This is a genomic window from Grimontia indica (assembly GCF_000333895.2).
In the GTDB taxonomy this organism is placed as follows: Bacteria; Pseudomonadota; Gammaproteobacteria; order Enterobacterales; family Vibrionaceae; genus Enterovibrio; species Enterovibrio indicus.
In genome coordinates, this window is the sequence record NZ_ANFM02000006.1 from 210,489 (window position 1) to 232,846 (window position 22,358).

Annotated in this window: 14 protein-coding genes; 4 read left to right on the top strand and 10 right to left on the bottom strand. The window is 46.6% G+C overall.

What is annotated here, in order from left to right; all coding sequences use genetic code 11:
- Window positions 1–53 precede the first annotated feature (53 nt).
- Both D515_RS03350 and D515_RS03355 read right to left on the bottom strand, forming a co-directional pair.
- Window positions 54–866 (bottom strand): alpha/beta fold hydrolase, encoded by an 813-nt coding sequence (locus tag D515_RS03350; protein ID WP_039849551.1) that lies wholly within the window; start codon window positions 864–866, stop codon window positions 54–56.
- A gap of 102 nt (window positions 867–968) precedes the next feature.
- Window positions 969–2,294, bottom strand: coding sequence for a DEAD/DEAH box helicase (locus D515_RS03355; protein WP_039849552.1), 1,326 nt, complete (start codon window positions 2,292–2,294; stop codon window positions 969–971).
- A gap of 217 nt (window positions 2,295–2,511) precedes the next feature.
- Here D515_RS03355 and D515_RS03360 point away from each other — a divergent pair, with 217 nt between their 5' ends.
- The 3 genes from D515_RS03360 (at window position 2,512) to nhaA (ending at window position 4,932) form a co-directional block, all read left to right on the top strand.
- Entirely contained in the window at window positions 2,512–3,033 is a 522-nt protein-coding gene (locus tag D515_RS03360) for an NUDIX hydrolase (RefSeq protein ID WP_002535988.1), read from the top strand.
- Between the two features lie 84 nt (window positions 3,034–3,117).
- Complete coding sequence (locus D515_RS03365) at window positions 3,118–3,594, top strand: PaaI family thioesterase (protein ID WP_002535990.1); 477 nt, start codon at window positions 3,118–3,120, stop codon at window positions 3,592–3,594.
- A gap of 135 nt (window positions 3,595–3,729) precedes the next feature.
- Window positions 3,730–4,932, top strand: a complete 1,203-nt coding sequence (gene nhaA / locus D515_RS03370) for a Na+/H+ antiporter NhaA (RefSeq protein ID WP_002535994.1) — start codon at window positions 3,730–3,732, stop codon at window positions 4,930–4,932.
- A gap of 405 nt (window positions 4,933–5,337) precedes the next feature.
- Here nhaA and D515_RS03375 read toward each other — a convergent pair whose 3' ends face one another.
- From D515_RS03375 to D515_RS03400, 6 genes are all read right to left on the bottom strand, one after another.
- Entirely contained in the window at window positions 5,338–8,406 is a 3,069-nt protein-coding gene (locus D515_RS03375; protein WP_002535996.1) for an efflux RND transporter permease subunit, read from the bottom strand.
- Window positions 8,406–9,503: an efflux RND transporter periplasmic adaptor subunit gene (locus D515_RS03380; protein WP_002535997.1), complete on the bottom strand. Its 1,098-nt coding sequence runs from the start codon at window positions 9,501–9,503 to the stop codon at window positions 8,406–8,408. Before D515_RS03380 ends, D515_RS03375 begins: the two co-directional genes overlap by 1 nt.
- Before the next feature lies 1 nt (window position 9,504).
- Entirely contained in the window at window positions 9,505–10,542 is a 1,038-nt protein-coding gene (locus tag D515_RS03385) for an efflux RND transporter periplasmic adaptor subunit (RefSeq protein ID WP_002535998.1), read from the bottom strand.
- A 474-nt stretch (window positions 10,543–11,016) separates the two neighbouring features.
- Window positions 11,017–14,325: an ATP-binding protein gene (locus D515_RS03390; protein WP_002536000.1), complete on the bottom strand. Its 3,309-nt coding sequence runs from the start codon at window positions 14,323–14,325 to the stop codon at window positions 11,017–11,019.
- A gap of 4 nt (window positions 14,326–14,329) precedes the next feature.
- Window positions 14,330–15,538 (bottom strand): EAL and HDOD domain-containing protein, encoded by a 1,209-nt coding sequence (locus tag D515_RS03395; protein WP_002536002.1) that lies wholly within the window; start codon window positions 15,536–15,538, stop codon window positions 14,330–14,332.
- Between the two features lie 153 nt (window positions 15,539–15,691).
- Window positions 15,692–16,576 (bottom strand): PhzF family phenazine biosynthesis protein, encoded by an 885-nt coding sequence (locus D515_RS03400; RefSeq protein ID WP_002536004.1) that lies wholly within the window; start codon window positions 16,574–16,576, stop codon window positions 15,692–15,694.
- 310 nt (window positions 16,577–16,886) lie between these two features.
- Between D515_RS03400 and D515_RS03410 the strand changes: the two genes are divergently transcribed.
- The gene (locus D515_RS03410) at window positions 16,887–17,060 is read left to right on the top strand and encodes a hypothetical protein (RefSeq protein WP_002536006.1); all 174 of its coding nucleotides are present in this window, start codon (window positions 16,887–16,889) and stop codon (window positions 17,058–17,060) included.
- Between the two features lie 48 nt (window positions 17,061–17,108).
- Here D515_RS03410 and D515_RS03415 read toward each other — a convergent pair whose 3' ends face one another.
- Together D515_RS03415 and D515_RS03420 are read right to left on the bottom strand one after the other, a co-directional pair.
- On the bottom strand, window positions 17,109–19,856 hold the full coding sequence (locus tag D515_RS03415) for a M16 family metallopeptidase (protein WP_002536008.1): 2,748 nt from the start codon (window positions 19,854–19,856) through the stop codon (window positions 17,109–17,111).
- A 457-nt stretch (window positions 19,857–20,313) separates the two neighbouring features.
- Complete coding sequence (locus D515_RS03420; RefSeq protein ID WP_002536010.1) at window positions 20,314–21,765, bottom strand: MFS transporter; 1,452 nt, start codon at window positions 21,763–21,765, stop codon at window positions 20,314–20,316.
- Between the last annotated feature and the right edge of the window lie 593 nt (window positions 21,766–22,358).

Sequence of the window (22,358 nt, forward strand, 5' to 3'; positions counted from 1 at the left end):
AAACATCATAAAAAAAGCCGCAAACTGCGGCTTTATCATTGCTTTATACAGGGCTATCGATGATTTTCAAGGAACGTGCTCAGTGCATCGGTAACAAAATCTGCCTGTTCAAGGTTACTAATATGGCCAGCGTTTGGAATCACAATATATTGACTGCCATCAATCGCATCATGCATCAGCATGGATTCAAGAGGTGGACGAGGTTTGTCTTCCGAACCAGCCATGATGAGCGTAGGTAGCGTAAGTTTTTCTACGTCGTCAAAGGTGTCGCGGCGGTCAAAAACCATGCGGCCTACCCTAACAACGTTTTTTGCTTCTTCACCTTTCAGATTCGCCAGCTTTTCTCTGAATGCAGAAACCAGTTCCCGGTTGTCCGTTTCAGCGTTATTAGCGAAGAATAAAGGTGTGATTGCATCAATCATTGGTGGCGGAATGAAGCCCATCTGCTCGATAGTGTCGAACATGCCGAAGTATTTCGCTTTCGCGACTTCAGGTTCAAAGCCAATGAATGTATCCATCAACACCAAGGCACTTACACGTGTTGGTGCTTTTAGCGCTAACTCAGCGCCCCACATTCCCCCAACCGATAGGCCAACCAACGCAAACTTGTCGATATCAAGTTGATCCATCAAAGACAGAATGTCATCAGCATAGTGAATCAGTGAGGTGGTGTTTTCCGGAGCCGCTTCTGACTGACCATGAGCCCAAAGGTCCGGGACGATGCAGCGATAGTTTTGGCTTAGCGAATCGATCTGTGGACGCCACATTTCACTGTCCCACAAGTAGCTGTGACCTAACAGTACGACTGGACCTTTACCAACATCCAAGTACGACATATTTTTGCCGTTTATCTGAATTGAATTCATTGAGTTTCCCTGTAGTTATACTTCTGTTTATATGGATTGATATAGACCGACAATATAGAAAAAAAGCGCCAATGGGAGGCGCTTTTTTGAAGCAGAATCTGATTATTCTTCCGCAGGCTTTTTCTTCTTAACAGCAAACACTTGTTCACCAACAGCCACACCTTGGTAGAAGCTCTTGTTACGCTTCTTAGGTGCTGCTGCTTTCTTCTCTGAAGGCTTGCCAGTTTTCTTCTTGTGCTGTGGCTTCTTGCTAAAGGTTTTCTTTTTCTTCGGAGCCAGGCCTTTGAACTTGCCTTCAAGGCCTTCGAAAGTCACGAAGCTCATGCGCTTATCGAGGAAACCTTCAATGCTCTTGAAGCTGTTCCAGTCTTTAGGGCCTACGAAAGAAATCGCGATGCCTTTGTTACCTGCTCGACCAGTACGGCCGATACGGTGAACATATTCTTCAGCATGTTTTGGCATGTCGAAGTTCACCACGTGAGATACGTTTGAGATATCCAAACCACGTGAGGCGACATCTGTCGTTACCATCACTTTATGGAGGCCACGTTCAAATTCGTTCATGATGCGGTTACGCGCGCTTTGGCTCAGATCACCGCTCAGAGCAACGGCTTTAATACCACGGTCAGCGAACACTTTAGCCAAACGATCTGTATCCGCGCGGGTCGCGGTGAAGATCATCATTTGCTGGTACTGCTCTTCTTCCATGACTCGATCGAGCAAGGCTTGTTTGTGGTCAAGATGGTCACAAAGGAAAAGACGTTGTTCGATGTCTTTGTGCTCTTCATTCACAAAGCCAATTGCAACACGCTTTGGCTCTTTGAGCATGTCAGCAGCAATCTCGTTAACTTGCTGGTGATCCAGAGTTGCAGAGAACATCAGCGTTTGACGGCGACGATGGTTGGCCGCGTTATTGATCGCTTCGAGTTGCGGAGCAAAACCCAGGTCTAACATACGGTCTGCTTCATCTAGGATGAGCAATTCCAAACCTTCCAGCGTCAAGTGACGGTGTTCCAGGTGGTCCGCCAAACGGCCTGGGGTTGCAACGATAAACGCAGGATCTTTACGGAATTCTTTTGCTTGGTCGTTAAAGTTTTCACCACCAAGGATCAGCATGCCTTTGTATTGGGTGCCAGCCAGCAGTTTACGCAGTTCACCATAAACCTGTTTTGCCAACTCACGGGTTGGTGCAAGAACTACAACACGTGGACCAGAACGGCTGAATGCTTTACCGCGCATCACGCGCTGCAATGCAGGCAGGAGGAAAGCCAGGGTTTTACCTGATCCGGTTTTAGACGACGCCAGCAGATCTTTGCCTGCACAAACGACAGGAATGGCAGAAGCCTGCACATCAGTCGGGGTACTAAAGCCCCAAAGTTCCATCGTTTTAAGAAGGCGTTTATCTAAACCCAGGTCTTCAAATTGCAAGGTAATACTCCAGAATTATCATCTATACAGAGAGTTACTGAGCCCACTTGGCGTTCCAACTCCCACAAAATTGGCGCGGATTCTACCATACTTCTGTAAATTGCCGCAGTTTTTATTGTGGTGGATCACATTTTTGCGTTGCCTAATCAACCAATCTTCTGCCTTTCACGGTATTGCAGATAGCGTAGTCGACAGCACTTCAATGGAATTTTCATCTATGAACCAACCTAAACAACTCTTTGCCTGGAAACGATTCTCTCTTGAAGAGAGCGAACACACGCTGCCAAATGGTCTTGTGACCAATCACATCACTCTGGAGCATCCCGGCGCTGTTCTTATTCTTCCGATCGCAAACGATGGGAAATTAGTGATGATCCGCCAATACCGCCCTTCTATTCGCAGATGGATTTATGAATTTCCGGCAGGAACCCTCGAATCATCGGAATCACCCAATGTTTGCGCACAGCGAGAATTGGCAGAAGAAGCTCAATTACAGGCCGATGAATGGCACGCTATTGGTGAGTCTCTTCCCGCACCGGGCTTTTGCAATGAAACCCAGTACCTGTTTGTTGCTAAACAGCTATCCCCCTGCGCGGCAGAGATGGATGACGATGAAGTCATTGAAGTGGTGCATTTTACCGTCGATGAAGTCAAACGACTGATTGCAGAAAATGAAATTCAGGACAGCAAAACCATCGTTGCGTTTTGCCGTGCACAATTACTGGGACTGATCACATAGAGCACTCATTAACAGTGGCTTAACATTGACATCCGACCAGTTGAAAATTAGGGTGATTTCATCTTTCCTCTTCAAGGACGAAGCATGAAACAGACTCTCGCCCACGCCAACCGCATGCTTAAGCTGTTTGGCTTCTTCAAAGTTCCTCTGATTTGGTACTGCCGCCCCAAGATCTTGGTGTTGAACGAAGAACAAGTTCAAATCCGTATTCCGCTCAAGCGCAAAACCAAGAACCATCTCAATAGCATGTATTTTGGAACACTAGCAGTTGGCGCTGACGTTGCCGGTGGCTTTATGGCAATGAGTAAAGCAGAATCCCGTGGAAAGAAAATTTCGCTGGCTTTTAAGGCTGTCACGGGGGAATTTCTGAAACGCCCGGAAGCAGATGTTATTTTCACCTGCAATGACGGCCAGTTAATCGACGACATGCTGGATCAAACCATGGCAACCGGGGAACGCGTTAATCAACCCGTCCGAATCACTGCCACATGTCCTTCCTTACATGGCGACGAACCAATGGCTGTGTTTGACCTAACCTTGTCTGTCAAAGCTGTGGGATGATCAATTAGTTGCACTAAAGGTCGATCTGTCTAGCTTCTATCACAAATTTCTCTCATATCCATGGGGCAGACTTTGCCCTTTTCTCTTTTTACTCATTAGACTTAAGTAGTATTAAAAGATATCGGGAGAAGCATTTTGAACAAAAAGCTAGTCGATTTTTTTCAGCTCGATACAGCGCCCGGTATCATCCTGATTGCCTCTGCATTTTTGGCTTTAATAATCGCAAACTCGCCCCTCGCTCATTTCTATCTCGCACTTCTCGATACACCGATACATTTCAAAGTGGGATCGTTGGATATCGAAAAGAATCTTCTGCTTTGGATTAACGATGGCCTGATGGCCATCTTTTTCCTTTTAATCGGTTTGGAAGTGAAACGAGAGCTGATTCAAGGCGCCCTCAGAACCCGCTCCCGAGCTATGTTTCCCGTGGTTGCAGCCATTGGCGGTATGGTTGTTCCGATTTTGTTCTTTGCCGTCTTTAACTACGATGATTCGAAAGCCATGCAAGGCTGGGCAATTCCAGCCGCAACGGACATCGCCTTCACGCTCGGTGTGTTGGCATTATTTGGAAAACAATCGCCAGTCAGCTTAAAGGTTTTTCTATTGGCACTGGCAGTCATCGATGACTTGGGGGCGGTTATTATTATCGCCCTTTTCTTTAGTAGCGATTTGTCTGTTATTGCCCTGTCTATCGCTGTGCTTGCCAGTGCAACGCTCTTTTACATGAATGCAAAAGGTGTCGCCCGCCTAACAGGATATTTGCTGGTCGGTGCAGTGTTATGGGTAGCGGTGTTGAAATCAGGCGTTCATGCAACAGTTGCCGGTGTCATACTGGGCTTTGCTATTCCGCTTCGTATTAAGCATCATCGCGTCCGCAGCCCTCTCCGTTATCTTGAACACGGTATACACCCTTGGAGTAGTTATTTGATACTACCAGCCTTCGCTTTTGCTAATTCGGGTGTGCCGCTGGATAACTTTAGCCTTGGTCTTTTGCTAGAACCCTTACCGCTGGGTATTACCCTCGGCTTATTGCTCGGCAAACCCATCGGTATCTCATTGGCCTGCTTTATCTCGATTAGGATGGGTATTGCCAGCCTGCCCAAAGGGCTTCATTTTGCCCACATCATGGCAGCGTCGATTCTTTGCGGTATCGGTTTTACGATGTCCATATTCATAACTACTCTGGCGTTCCCGGGGACAGACAATCATGCGCTGGTTGATTTGTCGCGTATTGCCATATTTATCGGCTCGTTTCTGGCCTCTGTATTGGGCTACTTGGCGCTCAAGCAAACCTTCGAGCGGATTCCTCGTCACTCCTCAGAAGCAGAGCAGACTTAGCTCTGACACATTACTGATATATCAATCAGTTAAAGCCCGTCAGAAGATCATTTGGCGGGCTTTTTCTGTTCTACAAAATCATGAGATGCGTTTAGTAAAAGGTTAAAATTCTGCAACCCAGAATTATCCATTTCGTCATTGAAACAGATGAGGTATTGACTTTCACAGAGGCCGCTTTTAGTAAGGTTTAGGAAGAGAAATCTACCGACTTATCAACTGTTTTTGTGGATAAAAATTCCGTTATCCACAAGCGAAACATAAGCGTAATGCATTGTTTTCATTTAATTATTTATATGACAAGTAATTACAGACAAATGAAATAAATTTTTTCTGTGTGATTTTTAGCACTATTTTCAAATGAAAAATGCCTGCATTATGCAGGCATTTTTATGGGTGAAATCGTGCTTAGGCAGGATGATATTTTATCTTGTAGAAGATCCGGTAAAGTACCGGCACCACAATCAAGGTCAACACCGTTGCAAATCCCAAACCGAACATGATGGTCACCGCCATCGGCTTGAAGAAAACATCAGGCAGCAGAGGCACCATACCAAGCACGGTAGTAATTGCCGCCATGCATACTGGACGAACCCGGCTCACAGCAGCGTCAACAATCGCATTGTAATGGTCTTTCCCGCTCTCCATTTCAATATTGATTTGGTCAATCAAGACGATACCGTTTTTGATCAACATCCCTGAAAGGCTTAAGAAGCCCAATAAAGCCATAAAGCCGAATGGGGTATCCAGTAATAACAAACCTGTCGTTACACCAATGACCGCCAATGGCACTGTCAACCAGACAATCAGCGAATCTTTCACTGAGTTGAACAGCACAACAGTGACCAGGAACATGAACAGGTAGCCCATTGGCATGGTAGTAAACAGGCTTTCCTGCGCTTCACCAGATGATTCATACTCACCACCCCACTCTATGTAATAGCCTTTAGGCAGCTCAATCTCTTCCACCAAAGGTTGAATACGTTTTTGTAGCGTCGCCGCTGTCACTTCATCCTGAAGCGGATCAGGGTCGGCCAATACTGTTAGAGTGCGTTTACGGTTTTCACGCATGATGAGTGGATCTTCCCAAATCAGGTCATAACCCAAAATCACCTGCTGCAATGGAATGTAATCTTTCAGCACAGGGCTCCAGATCTTCATTCCTTCAATGGTCTTCACATCAACGCGCTCTTGCTCTGGTAAACGTGTCACGATCGGCATCAATGTCGTGCCATCACGATAAACACCAACATTCAGACCCGAGAAGGTCATCATAAGCAGTTCATCAACGTCTCTTTTGGTAATACCGTAACGACGCGCCTGACTTTCGTTGAATTGTGGCTCGAGAATCTTGGTCCGTTCACGCCAGTCATGTCGCACGTTTACTGCATCCGGGTCTGCATTCAGGATGTCAGTTACTTGAGCGGCTATCGTACGCAGAATGGTTGGGTCAGCACCTAAGATACGCGCTTCAATTTTCGACCCGGAAGAAGGCCCTAATTCAATGCGCTTCAGCTTGTATTGGATATTCGGGAAATCGGCATCAATATGCTCACGAATCGACGCCATAGTTGGCACCACTGATTCGTAATCTTTGACACGAATAATCACTTCACCATAAGCCGAGTAACTTTTCTCCGGCGCATAGGTCAACATAAAGCGCTGAACACCCTTACCAGAACTGGTGTTTACATACTCGACATTAGGTTGTTCAAGAATCCAGGACTCCAACTCAATCAGCGTTTCTTCTGTGGCGCGGATATCGGTTCCTTCTGGCATCCAAACATCGACCATAAACATTGGCGTGGTAGAAGATGGGAAGAAAGACTGCTTCAACAGAGTGAAGCCATATAGCGCTGCCACCAATGCGCCCACCAAAATGATCATGGTTAAGTAAGCGCGCTTCATGCAGATATCCAAGAACTTTTTGTAAACCACAAACAACATACCGTTGTAGGGGTCTTCCATGGCTTTGCCGTCTTCCATGTTCTCTTCTTTAAAGAACAAACTGGCAAAAAATGGCGTCAATGTAATTGCGGTAAACCAGCTCAGCATCAAAGAGATCAACAGCACTGAGAATAAGGTGCCACAGTACTCACCAGTAGAGTCATCTGACAAACCAATTGGCGCAAATGCAGTCACGGCAATCACTGTTGCGCCCAGTAACGGCCATTTTGTTTGCGTGACGATATCGGATGCCGCTTCTATCCGCGTTCGCCCTTTCTTTAACCCTATAAGTATCCCTTCCACCACCACTATGGCGTTGTCCACCAGCATACCGAGAGCGATAACCAAAGCACCTAGGGAAATACGTTGAAGGTCGATAGCGAAGTACTTCATGAAGATGAACGTACCGAGCACGGTAAGCAGAAGAATCAAACCAATCAGCAGACCTGAACGCAAACCCATGAAGAAGAGAAGGACGATGATAACAATCGCCACAGCCTGACCCAACGACACCACAAAGCCCTTAACTGAGGTATCGACTTCCACTGGCTGCGCGTAAACCACCCCTATATCTATGCCAATTGGCTGGTTCTCTTTTAATTCGGCCAATCGTCGTTCCAAACGTTCGCCCACTTCCACAACGTTAACGCCGTCGGCAAACGACACGCCAAGGTGCAGTGCCTGTTGACCGTTGTACATTAAGACATTGGTGGGTACTTCCTGATAACCGCGCTTAATGTCCGCCACGTCTTTCAGGTAGATAAGTTCCTGTGAACCCGCCTCATTGAGGATAAGGTTACCGAGTTCTTCAACACTTTCGAACTCACCCGTGGGGTGAATGCGAAGGTATTCGTCCCCGTGACGCAATGCACCAGCACTGGATACGATGTTCTGCGTCGCCAGCAAACTATCAAGGGTATCCGGTGAAATACCCAGATTTGAAAGCCTTCTCATCGACATTTCAATGAACACTTGCTCTTGCTGGGTACCTGTTACCTGAACCTTGCCGACGCCATCAACCAGTTCCAAATCCCGGCGAAGAAAGTCGACATAGTCAGACAGTTCCTTATAGGAATACCCCTCCCCCGTAATGGCGAGTAATACGCCGAATACATCACCGAAATCGTCAATGACCTGAGGGTCACCAACGCCAGGAGGTAGGCTACTTCTAACGTCATTGACCTTACGACGCAGTTCATCCCATATCTGTGGTAAGTCGTCTGGGCCGTAGTTGTTTTTCATTGTTACGGTGATCTGTGATAAACCACGGCTCGAAATCGACCTTACTTCGTCGACATACACTAATTGTTGAACGGCTTTTTCAAGTGGGTAGGTCACTTCCTCTTCTACTTGTTGAGGCGTCGCTCCCGGGTAGCTAGTAATGACCAAAGCATCTTTCAGTGTGAAAGCGGGATCTTCCAATCGTCCAAGACCAAAGAATGAAGTGGTACCGCCGATCAGAAATATCAGCGTCAGCATCCAACTGATGATCTTGTTATTGATAAAGTAGCTGGCTACGGTCTGTTTCATCAGTTGATTTCCTTATTCGCAACGATATTGACTGACTGCCCGGCACGAAGGCGGTTCACACCTTCAGAGACCACTTTGTCTCCCCGCTCTAAGCCACTGGTGACCAAGACGCCTGTCGGCGTGAGTTCACCCACTTTCACCTTGCGTTTCTCAACTGTGTTGTCAGCGCCAACGACCCATACAAATTTGTTGGAAGGATCGAGCGCATCACCATCTTCGTTGAAGACCGTTTCCATCGGGATTTCAACCTGGCTTGCTCTATCGTTGTACAGCCCAAGCTCTTCAACCACTACTTCAACCGTCATACCATCCAAAATGAACTTGTCTTCCGGCATTGGCATGGTCAGTGTCACCATGAAAGAGCCTGTTTCAGGATCCGGCTGTGCCGTAAACTCTTTCACTGATGCACGGTACTCTTTGCCATCTTCTGTTCTGACATGGGGACGAATGGTTGCGTTGTTCTCTTCACGGGTTTTACCACCATGTTTGGAGAACAGTACATCCGGCACCTGAATGCGGATATCAACCTGGGTAGCATCATGAATGTTCAAAATACTCTGCCCTATACCCACGTTTTCGAATTGCTGAACTGGAACACGGCTGATAACGCCGTCAACCGGCGCTTTGAGCTCGGTGTAAGAAAGCTTGAGCCTTGCCAATTCAAGTTCAGCTTTAGCAATTGCTCGCTGCGCACCGATTTCATCAAATTGGGATTTTGCCAGTAAGCCTTTGTCTACCAACGGTTTGGAGCGTCGATATTGGCTATCCACCACATCGAATCTTGCTTTCGCATTGTCGACCTGCAGTTTGTAGTCTGTCGGATCCAAGGTCGCCAGCACGGTATCCTTCTTAACGATATCCCCTGCTTTTACGTTGATCTTATTGATCTCGCCAGCGACAAGAAACGAAAGTTCAGCTCTGTCTGCCGCTGCGGCAATGGCTGGGAAATGCAACTCACTACCCAGTGAGTCGTCGCCAATTTCCACGACATCAACATTCAGAAGTGCTTTTTCTTTGGACTGAGGCGCTTTGTCACACCCCGAAAGGGACAACGCCAATGCTGTCATTGCCACGGTAAGGCCGATTGGATTTTTCATATTACAGTCCTCGCTCCTTAACCCACGGGAACACCACCATGCCCTCTTCAAGACTGGATAGACCGTTCACCACAATAACATCACCATTGTTTAGCCCAGCTTCGAGTTTGTTATCTTCACCCAGCTCAACCTGAACACGTGAAACCGCACCACTGTCGGCAACACGCCAGACATAGGTACCTGCATCACTGGCTTCCACAGCCGTTTCTGGCAATTTGTTGTGACTGGATGCAGTAATAGAAGTAAAGACTTGTGCTGCCATACCCGGCAGAACATTTACGTTCTCAGGCCGAGGCAAAGAGACGGTGATGCGATAAGAAGCAGATGTCGCATCTGCTTCGGTATCGACTTCTTTGAAGTCAGCCTCAAACTCTTGATTTGGATACGCGTCAAACCGAATACGTGGCTTGGAGTGCGTAGAGTCGTTTTCTTGGTCAAAGAAGCTAATCAATCTTTCTGGCAGCTGGAAGCTCACGTTAATCACATCCTTAGTTTGGATATGCATAACAGGCTCCATGGCGTTGGCAAACTCGTTCTTCTCCTTCATACGCAGAGAAATCGTGCCGGTATAAGGCGCTTTAAGGGTGGTGTAATTAAAGTTTGATTGCGCCAAATCTAATCCAGCTTGAGCTTCATTTAAGCTGGATTTTGCTTTATCAAAATCCTGCGCGGAGATGACGTTAGTTTTCTTTAGTTTGACTGCGCGATCATATTGCACCTTGGCGAGTTGGTAACTCGCTTTGGCTTTTTGCAGTAGAAGGCTGTATTCGTCTCTATCCAGCTCTGCAAGCGCATTACCTGTCACCACATCCTGTCCCGCTACGACAGGAATATCGACAATTTCCCCTGCAACGCGGAAAGCGAGTACAGCTTCATCATCGGCTTCTACAGTACCCGGAAACTCACGAACAACATCACTATCACCAATGGCGACTGTCATGAGCTTCGCGGGGCGGGCTTCAGGTTCAGGGATTGGGGGTTCTTCACTACAGCCGGTTAAGTAAAGGGAGACCAACGCCATTGATAGCGTTTTCTTCATGGTCGCGCTCCTTGCTTTGTGCCGCCAACGAATGGATATATTGACGGTATTAATGGGATGACTAGCATTTCATGCACTTTTGAAATAGTAGCCATTTCTATAACAACTGAACCTAGGTCTGAAGTCGAAAGTGATGAAATTTTGTTTAAATTCTGAGGATTGAGATAGGTAGCAGAAGTGAAGTCTGCAACAAGGTCACAACTCGACTTTCATAGCGTGACCTGAACTATTACTGATCTTGCACGTCTGTTTTTGTGTCCAAGCAACTCTATAAACCGGATTTCTGCCAGTTTGCTTATATACCCAAACAACCTGAAGATGCAGGATTCAGCGAGTTTGACTGGCGTTGTGATCGCGGCGTCCCTTTGTAGGTGTAGTTATCTCCATCAAAAAGGGACAACAAAGAGCACGGCGTCAGTCAACTCGCCCGAAGGGAGGGCCTCAATGCGAGCATATTCAGGTTGTTTGGGTATATCAGGCACTGGAAAGGCTTTCTAGCTCTTGCTTGATTTCCGCAGTGCGGGCATTCAACTCGTCAAAACGGTTTTGTATGAGCTCTAGGCCTTTGTCGTGATCTTTTTCAATGGAAAGACACAGTTCTGCCAGTTCTCTTGCCCCGATCATCGACGCCGCACCTTTCATTCGGTGCGCGATTTTTCTCACTCCAACCAGGTCGGAAGATGACATTGCGCTTTGCAGCGCTTCCATATCAGCCTCCTGAGTAGTGAGATATTTGGTCAGAATATGAAGCATCAACTCTTCACTATCCCCTACTTGATCTTTGAGTTGATTGACATCAAACGTGGTGCATTCTTCCAGCGTGACTTTTGGTGGAGCTTGCTCTGATACGTCATCTCCCTCTTGCTTTATCTCTTCAGGCTCCCACCCTTTGGAAACCGGAAATGCTTTTTCTCCTGGCACATACAACAGCATCAAATTCACTAATTGTTCTTTAGTAAACGGTTTAGCAAGGTGAGCATTCATTCCCGAATCTAAACAACGCTGCGCATCACCAGATAACGCATTCGCTGTCACTGCGATAATCGGGACATTTTCATCAAAATCACGGATGTTTCGCGTTGCCTCAAAGCCATCCATTTCCGGCATCTGACAATCCATCAGGATCAAATCAAACGGATTGGCCCGGTGTTTCTCCAACGCTTCTAACCCGTTATCCGCCAACGTTGACTGGCAACCTAAACTGTTAAGTACCAATACCATCAGATCCTGATTCACTAAGTGGTCTTCAGCGATCAGAACATTCAATCCATCAAAACGCACCGCGTCGGCTTTTACTTCCGGCACTTCTACATCAATAGGCGAGTCAGCAGAAAGCGCATTAATAAGCGCATCAGGGTTGATTGGGTTAATGAGACACGGCATACCAAACTCGTCTACCACACCACTATGACTGATCAACAAGGTGTGATTAGCAGGGTTCATTGCAGGACGCATTTCACTGATCATATTGTCATCAACAAATAGCAGCGCCGATTCACAGATTTCCTCTTCTGGCGGCGTGCTCTTAGACCATTGCTCAACGTTTAAGCCAACGTTTGAAAGGTATGCATTTAATACGGCATAAAGTTGGGAGTCCTGAGTAGCGATGATGGCCGCTTTACCTTCAACCTCCGGCTTCAGTGTCAGGTTCTCCAGCAAACAGTTGGTGTTCTCTGGTACCAACGTGAGAGGAACATCCACAGTGAAGGTCGTTCCCACGTCTTCCTTGCTGACAACCTCAATTGCACCGCCCATCAGTTCCGTGAGTTTCAGACAAACTGGCAGACCAAGCCCTGTGCCTTGATATGAGCGAGAATAGGAGTTATCGACTTGAGTAAAGTTTTCGAAGATGGTTCCTAACTTTTCTTCGGGAATACCAATTCCCGTGTCCTTCACTTCAAGCCTGATATGCTCCACATCGTCCAGCATGGCTTTGCTTACATGGACCATCACAGACCCATGCTTGGTGAACTTGAGAGCATTCCCCACCAGGTTCAGAATAATTTGCGTATAGCGAACAGGATCCAGCATTAACCAACGCGGCAAGTCTGGTTCGATAAGACAATGCAGTCTCAAGCTTTTTTCGACAGCTTTGGCATGGAAAACCACCAGCGCATCATGAACGAGGTCCGGCAGCTCACATTCCTGATCCAATAGACGCATTTTACCCGCCTCGATTTTGGTTAAATCGAGCACGTCATTGATGATATTCAGCAATGCATTCGAAGAGTGAACCAGCGTATCGACAAAATACGATTGTTGTTGATTGAGGTCGGTTTCTTTGAGCAGATTAGACATACCCACAATACCATTCATCGGTGTACGGATTTCATGGCTCATCATCGCGAGGAAGTTGGTCTTGGCTTCGTTGGCTTTCTCGGCTTCCTCTTTGGCATGTACCATTTGCTCGGTGATTAAATCATTCAATTTCTTCTGGCGGACGAAGTTAACCATGGCACTGAGACTCGACAATACCGGCTCAAGCCAAGACACCAAGTCTTCATCATAATTGGTAGATTCATCAAAGAGACAAACCACGCCCACTAATTGGTTCGAGAGAAACAGAGGCATGCTGAGGGAGTTGATAATCAGTTTCCCATTGTTTGACGATTGCCCCGCCAATTGCAGGCTTCTGTCCCCTTTCTGGGTGTCAATGACACGCGTGACAACGTTACGAACGAATTCTTCTGACACATAGCCATTCGCAATCAGCCGTGTTTGCGCCAGAATGCGGTAATTATTCTGGGCTTCGTAATCCAACTCCACAATAATGCCGTGATTACTCTCACCAATCTTTAACAGGATCTTTAACACTTCGCGAAAGCTGTTGTGGTAGTCATCGCTTATCAGGAATTTGTCCTGCAAGGTTTTCACGGCAGAGAAGAGCTCCGCACCTTTTGACACTTTTATTTTGTCCAGATGCTGTTCCGTAATGTCGCGGATAATCGCTACCTGAAGCGGTTTTTCATTTACCTCGATTTTATTGGAGCGAACCTGCACGATCTGACGTTCATCGGTTCTGATAAGCTCATAATTCAAGCTTTTGGTATTGAAGCCATAAAGGGCTTGTGAGAAATACGCGCGGGAATCAGGAACAACTTTGGCGATGACTTTCGATAAGGTCACCTTCTCAATCGGCACATCTTCCAGCTCAAACATCCGCCTCGCAGCTTCATTGAGCGTTGTGATTTCGTGGTCTTCCCCCAACACCAAAAGTCCGTCTTTGTAGCTGTGGATGATAGTGTTGAGGTAGTTTTTGCTTGATTCAATTTCCTTGATCGCTCGGGCGTACTTCCAAATCAGGAACATGATCATCAGATCCAGCAGGAAAACCTGCGCGATACCGGAAACGATTTCTGACGTGAGGGTACTCTCAATCGGTCTCGGGTCTTCGTAAATAATCAAGTCCCCGACTTTGGTTTGTTCATTCAGCTCGTCATAAATCAAGGGAATACTGCGTAGACGAAACTCGTTACTGAACTCTCCGCTTTTGGGCTTGGTGATATGACGGAAGTTATCGTCTTTAGAGACAACTTCAATGCGATAGACGAAACGGGAAAGAGTTTCACTTTCCAGATCTTTAACGACAGACTCAAAATCATAGTTCCACATTTGGGCGGGAAGCCGGTAGGAAAGCCGGGCAATAATAGACTCGAGTTCGAAGTCCATCTCACCATAAAGGCGATCGTGGGTTTTGTAGTAGTTAAACACGCCAAACACACTGAGAATCAGTGTGCCGCTAACCACCAAAATTACCGCGAGTTTTGTTCGCATCATCAGCATAGGGTCATACCTGCATGCTGGAAGTCATGTCCGCGGTACTGCTGCGAGCCTGTTCGAATTCTTTCAACACCGCCTTGTCATTGAGTTTGAGCTGGTTACAGGTGTGTAGCACACCATTCCAATTTGCCCTTTCAATGTCATGGCATAGCGACAGGAACTGTCCGTAAACCCCTTCTTTAGCAATCAATGCACGTTTTACGTCATTGGAGAGATCCAACTCACCGACGATGTCTTCCATGGGCTTGCTTAGCATCACGTCAAGCATAGAAAATGCACCAACAATAAATGCCTCATCTTTGTCAAAACCGCGTATGTTATTTTCCATTGAAGATAGAAAAGTCGCACGTATCAAAGACGCACTCTGTAATTGATGGGCATGTTGATGGTTCAGGTTCGTCATGATCAACAATGACACCAAACGTCTAAGTGCCTGCACGCCAAGATAAACCACTGCTTGGCGCGGGTTGGAAATCTTATTGGTTTTGGTTTTAGCGAGAATGTTGGCACTCGCCACCACTTTGTACAGCAGTGATACATCTTTCGAGATGATTTTGGTGAGCGTGTCAATGTCATCTGGATTACGGTTGATGATGATGCAAACATCCAGCAACGACATAACAGAAGGCGCTATATCTTCTGAACGTTTGATCTGTGGTTTCTCGAAGAAGTAGCCCTGAAAAAGTGCGAAACCGCAGCTTTGTGCGGCGGCAAGTTCATCTTGTTTTTCTACCTTTCTAGCCAGAAAAACCTGCTGCGAATATTGGGAAATAACATTCTCCCAATCAGAAGGCTTGGAGCGCTCCATGCTGATGCTGAAAATATCTACCAGCTCTAAATGATTACGCCACTCATTGGTCATGGCTTTCCCGTCCATCAGGATACGGTAGCCTTCTGTACGATAGGTGCGGAGTTTACTGACTACTTCCTGTGTGGGTGCACAGTCGTCAGTGACGGAGATAATCAGGTGCTGGGGCGGCATCGAAAGTGGAATTTCATCCATCAGGGATGACTGGCCAAAGCTAACGATATATCGCGTTTTATCCGGCTTACCGCCACACGCTAAAAAGTTTGCACTAAGAATGCGAGACGTCGCTGTGTCTTCGTCGATAGAAGGGAATTTGTTCTCCAGTCCTTCGCGGAACAAGAGCTCACTCCCCCAGTGTTGAAGGTCTTTATCGAAAACTGGCTGACATGAGAAAAATACTTCGGCCACGCAGAGTAAGTCCCATAGTTAAGATTCCTCTTTAAAAATTAGACCAATTGCCGAATTTTTCCTTCTTTTTCCGCTAAATAAGTCACATCCTTGAACATGCAAACCGATGAGCAACCACATGAAAAAAGGAGCATTTCTGCTCCCTTCTGAAAATTATACCGCTTCAACTTTTAATCTGTAAGGAATCCGCACTGGCTTATCACTGACGCCGCCAACAAATACCGCGCTAATCTTGTCGTCTTCAGACTCTACACTCGCCCAAAGCAAAGAGCGCTTATTCAACACCTCACCCTGCTCAAACAAGTAACGGTATTTGCCTCCCTGATAGATATGAAGGTAAGAGGCCAAAGCACCGGCTGCACTACCCGTTGCCGACTCTTCATCAATACCCAACGCAGGGGCGAAGTTTCTGCATTTCGCTGAGATATCAGATTCTGTCGGCGTCAGTGCGAAGGCGTGAATTGCACCTGTGTTCGTTTTGCGGTTGAACGTCGAAATTGCTTTGTGATCCGCTTCGATCGCCAAGAGCTTAGCTTCATCATCGACAGGAACAATGATGTCCCAAAGGCCTGTCGATACGGCTTTGATGGGTAGCCCGGTGGCGAGGATGTCTTCCGTTGAAAGACCAAGCAATGGCGCGATATCTGCCTCGCTAAAGGTGTCACCAAACTCAGGTAACACTTGTTGCATGTTAATGCGTCCGTCTTCGGTCACCGTCACACCCAATATCCCAGCCCCGGTTTCCTGCTTGTAGTCTCCAGCTTCTATTTTTCCGGTTTTGAAGAGCGTTGAAAACGTGCCTACCGTTGCGTGCCCACAGAAATTGACTTCTTCAGTGGGGGTAAAGAAACGAACACGGTAGTCCGCTTTTTTGGAAGGCGAAATAAACGCTGTTTCAGAATAACCTAGCTCTGCCGCGATAGATTGCATTTGTGCAACAGTTAACCCTTCAGCATTCACTACAACCCCTGCTGGGTTACCGCCTTGGTTTTCTGCCACAAATGCGTTGGTTACATAGACTTCAAGAATATCTGACATAGTTACCTTTCCTTAGTTCTTATTATTGTCAGTTGGCTTTCCATCGAATGATGTCGAGTCAATTCAGCCTGAACACGCCAAAATGTTCAGCATCTACACCAAGTTTCGTTATCCCATTCTCTCTGTTGAAGAAATTAAGGCCATGGGGAAATCAATTTGCTTGGGTATCTTTGTTACAGTGTTACAAAATGCCGTAAAACACAAGAAATTGATTGATATTAAGGGAAGCCGCGATAGAGAGCCTGTAGCCTTGATAGCTAGGTCACTTTTTCATTAAAATATCGGCAAATGTAATTTGGGTAATAACCACATGATCGATTTAGAAAACCTGATTAAAGATGCGCCAGAACGTGAACCGGACATTCCATTGCCTTCGATGGATGAGCAGAAGCGTATCGCAGCAGAGCTAAAAGCACTGGAAGAAAAAGGCGAGCTGACGCCAGAGATTCTTGAAAAATACTTCGGTGGGCAAAAGAGCCATTAATTATCTGTCGAATGAAGGTTAAAACGCGCCCCTCGAGGCGCGTTTTTCTTATTTAGTGGGCCGCAAAATACTTTCGAAGAAAGCGGCATCATCAAACAGCACAGACGCCATACGAGAAAGTCGCTGTGTATCGATTCTGTCGACAACCTGTTCTGGGAAAATGAGTCCTTCCAGCGCATATCCCCAGAGATCGTAGCGCGCAAGGGTTCCAACGATAAATTGCGGATCGGTTTGGGAATCATAAAGGTCTTTCAACAATTGACGCGCCGCATTCTCCCGCTCGGTCTTGGTGACGGGCTGTGTCAGCGTCTGTTTTATTGTTGGCCATAATGCTACTAATGCCTGCTCCTTATCTGGGGAGACCAACGCTGTCATGGTCGTCGTAACGACTGATTCTCCATCCCACGTCCAGGAAGAGAAAAACGGATCGTAGGACAGCGAGTACTTTTCTCTCACTAGCTGGTTATAGCGCGCTTGTAGAATGCGGTTAAGCAGGTCCTCTGCAAACACCGAATCAACCGTGCGTGGCGTTGAAGCGCGAATATACACCTGCTCCACATAAGTACGGTTTTCCGGAGAGAGGTGTCTGACTACCTTGCCCCCATTCTTGTTGTAGTGGAGTGGGCTGGTATTTGTTCTTTCCCTTTTCGTTTGCAGGTTTCCAAGCAACGCCGTAACCACACCTTGAACAGCCAGCACAGGTTCATCGGACACGACATAGACACTGAAATGCCCCATATCGCCAAATAACTTTTCATACAGCGATGTGACATCTTCAAACGTTAACCCCTGATAGTCTTCGGCACCTAAAGGCGACTCATAGGAAGGTCTAGGGTAAATCAACGCTAATGACGCCCGTCCAAACAGGTCATACGGTGAAGTTTGCGCCAAATGCATGCGTTCAATCAGCCGAGCTTTTTCGCGCTCAAATGCCACTTCGCTTGGCTTCACGTTTTCGATCAGATAACGCAATGCATTCAGGCCTTCCAACAGTACTTCTGTTGGCACATACATCGAAAAGTTATGGCTATTGCCATAAACCTGTGGCTCGATGTTCACACCCAAGGACTCAAGGTAGTGCGAGAAATCGTTGGCTGAAACATCACCGACACTGCCGTTACGATACGTTTCAAACATCAAATCTAACGCTGCTCTTTCTTTCGTTGTCATTGATGCGACGCCACCTTTGGCCTGAATCACAACCTGTGTTTCGTAGTAACTGTCATCCATTTTGTAGTAGAGAACCGGCAAATCATTAGGGAGTTTCCACCGGAAAACATTCTCCGCCATTTCAACCGCATCTTCGGTAACCGTGACAAAGGAATCTGGTTGAGGAATTTCCACATCCGCGTAGGAGACCTTCACCGCTTCGCCTGGCTTTGCCAACGTTTCTATATATTGATTTCGTTGCAGCTCAGCATTAGCAATAGACTCCCCTTTTCCGTAAACCAACGTCAGAGATTGATTTGATGCTTTCAGTAAGCGTGCCAGCTCTCTGTTTAGATCTTTTAATTCGATGTTTCTAAGAAACTGGCTGAAGTTGTCGTTTTGCTCGACTCGGCTTTGAGGTAAGCGGTTGTAATAGAGATCGTTGTACACGTTCTCCGCCACTTCGATAGGCAACTGATTCTCATAGAACACAATACTGGCTTCGTATTGCTCTACCAAGGACGAAAATTCATCTTCTGTAACGCCATAGTCACGGAGCGACGCGAGGTTTTTGGCTACTGATTCGAGTACATAGGGACGATCAACATCGTTGTACTCCACACTCAGTTCATACACTGTCCAGCCTGGTAGAAAGCCAAAGTTGAAATACAAGCCATTGTGTGCAAGGTTTTCCCGCTCAAACTGCTCTTCAAGACGCAGTTGTACCGCATCAAGCATCATCCAATGCAACCAAAGAGCTCTCTGATCTGCTAGCGTCTCGGGATATTGATCCTCACCATCTTTGAAACTGACCACTAAAGCGGGCGACTCGCCCTGAGAGGCATAAAGCGTCAGTGGATATTGCGTATCTCTGTCGACGGGGACAATGCGGTGAGGCTCGGGCCTTTTGCTTTCAGTGCGGAGCGAGGAAAACTCCTTCTCTATTTCAGCCTGCAGGTTTTCAACATTAAATCCGCCAATCACCACTAATTGGATTCGATTTGCTTGATACCACTTGTTGTAGAACGCCCTAAGACTTTCCGGCGTGACACTATTCAGCGAAAGCTCTGTACCAATCGGATCCCGGTCGATATAAGGAGTCCCATCTATTAGCGCCTCATAGAGTTTGAGGGGCCAAGATGTATCTTCTCGGTTGTCACGTCGCCACTCTGCGAAAATGACACCCACCTCCGCGTCCACTTCTTGGCTGTCCAGTGTCAGACCATCGGAAATATCACGGAACCAATCCAACGCGTCAGGAAGACGTTGGGCATCCGGCAAAGAAAGCTGGTAGACGGTTCGCCCATAGTCAGTCACTGCGTTGATATCAGGGCCAAACTCCACCCCAACCTGAGCAAACTCTTCAAACACTGAGTTATTCGGATAACGTTGGGTGCCGTTGAAAGCCATATGCTCGATAAAATGTGCGTAGCCCCTCTCATCCTCTCCTTCATTCAGACTACCCACATTCACAACCAACCGAACTTCAATTTGCTCGCCTTCGATGGGATAAAGGTGGTAGCGCATGCCATTTGGCAAGGTTTCAGAGACCCAGTTAGGGTCTGTTGTTAGTTGTGGAGAGGAAGAAAGAGAAGCACAGCCGGAAATCAGTAAAACAATGAGCGCGACTGCGTAACGAACGAGCATAGATACACCAAACTAAGTGATTAAAAAAGAATGCGATCCTTTCAATCAAGCACAAGATAGTCGTATCAGTAAAGGCAAGTATCGCCAAACTCTCTGAACAATCTCAGTTTCTGTTATCCACACGGAAAATATTTTTAAAGTGGTGGTAAGAATCCACTTGTAGAGCAAGTGACTACAAGACGCTTATAACAGGGGCTCTGGTCTTTAAACCGATCAAAGTCTCTAGTACTTCAAACTGAATTATCCACAACGCTGCTTTATCTCTTTCGAGATGATGCATTGATAATATTCAAGAGTGGAAGCAGGACTTAGTGCACCAAGAATTCTGACAGTTCGAAACAGTAAATCTCTCTTTAGCAAAAAACCGATTAAACGATCACCAGTCCATCGGAGGTGGTTTAAGGCAGATAACGAAAAAGCGAGGCCAAAGCCTCGCTTAGTTCATTCATGATGAGAATTACAGTTCGCCGCGCAGCTCAATCAGTTTTTGTTTGATTGCACGTGCTTTCTCTTCAGTCAGGTCATATTTCCACATAACCAGAATCGCCAGGAATGCCGTAGTTGCTGGAATGATGATATCTGCAAGGCGCAGGTTAGTGATGGTTTCAACAGACTGCGCGCCTGCGCCTGGATCGAAGCCAACCACTTTCAACACAAGACCACCAAGGATAAGCGCCAGTGCTTGACCAATCTTAACCATCAGCCAGTAAATAGCACCAAACGTCCCCTCTTTACGAGGCATGCCATTGTCCAGTTCATCCATGTCACAGACGTCAGCCGTCATGCTCATCATCAGCGTAAACAGACCGCCAATACCGAACGACATCAATGGGATTGGCATAAAGATCATCCAAGGGTTGCTTGGGTCAAAGCCCCACCACTTAAGACCGTAACCAACAATTGAAATCGCGGTAGAGATAACAAATGCGTTGCGCTTGCCCCATTTGCTCGCCATCCATGAGATTACCGGAATAACCAGGAATGCAGTTACTATCGCGCTAACGGTTGAGAACCATGCTGGCCATGTACCCGTTGCACCGTAATCACCACCAAACATGTGGAATACGATGATGAAGAAGCTGAAAGATGCAACAAGCTGGAAGCCATTAAATACCAAGAAGGTCGCGCCACAAAGGCGGACAAAAGGCCTGTTTCTAAAGACTTGTTTAATACCTTTAAAGACTTCCTTCAGGTTAGAGAAAATGGTTTTAAAGGAAATCTCTGCACGGTTACCCATGTCTGAAGCATCGATACCTTTACAAAACAGTCCCGGTAGGATGCCCAAGGTAATACATGCGCCCGCTACAAACAGTGACAGTTGTTGAACACCTTCAGCCTGACTGCTGAACAGGTCAGGGTCAGCAATCAATACCCAGAACCAAGGCACAATCATCCAAGCTACCTGACCCATGGTATTTGCAAAAGCCATCAGGCGGGTGCGTTCGTTGTAGTCAGAGGTCATTTCATAACCCAAACCAACAAACGGCGTTGCGAACATCGTGTTACCAATGGTGAAGATCAAAGAAAAAATGAGGAAATACCAGAAGTTATACTCTTGTGACGCTTCAGGATCGAGTTGCCATAGCATGGCAAAGAACACGCCACTCAATATTGCACCAACGACAATATAAGGACGTCGTCTACCCCAACGTGATTTGGTGTTATCAGTGATAAAACCCATTATTGGGTCTGTAATAGCATCAAACAGCCTTGGAAGACCACCTAACAGACCTGCCAGGAAAGGGTCCATGCCGAATGCGGTAATAAGGAAGAAGGAGAAAACACCCAAAGCACCAGGGAGGAGGTTAAGCGTCAGCGTACCTGCACCATAAGCCCCTTTCTGAATGACTGGAACGCTTTCCCTAGCGTCGTGAAGCTCACCTGCTGTTGTTTCTACTTGTTGTGACATAGCAAAATGTTAACCATATGTGAATACCGTGTTGGAATATTACCTAGCTATGCTAAAACACAGCAAATCGAGCTCATACGATATATATCTCCAAAACCACATTCTGAAAGCGCTTTCTTTGGTTGCAAATAGCGGGAATAAGAAATGCTGCCGGAAAGGCGTTTAATTACAGTTTGATTGCACGATTATGTGCTGAATTTGTCGCGAATCGCCCTATTTTTTGGTTCCGCTGATAGCAAGCGATTTTTTATGAAAAACAAAGTAACAAGTCTTATTAAGGAGACTTTGTGTTCAAGAATGGTTAGTTTAGAAGAGGCGTTAACAGCAACAAAAAGACAAAATAAAAGCCGCCGAAGTCACAAAACTTGGCGGCTTTAAATTAAGTGGAGCTAGGGGCTGTTGACCTTTGGTGATGATTTTTGCAGCAGTTTGTGGGGGTTTTATGCAAGGCAGAGGCTTCGATGTGTAGCTAGCCTACATGAGAAGCCGATAACGCAGCAGAAATTCCCCACAAACGCTGCCCGAAGGGTTCTGCTCTAAGCGTTTTATGCTTTGTTGAGGTGTGTTTGCTTAGAATAACTAGGCTGCACACA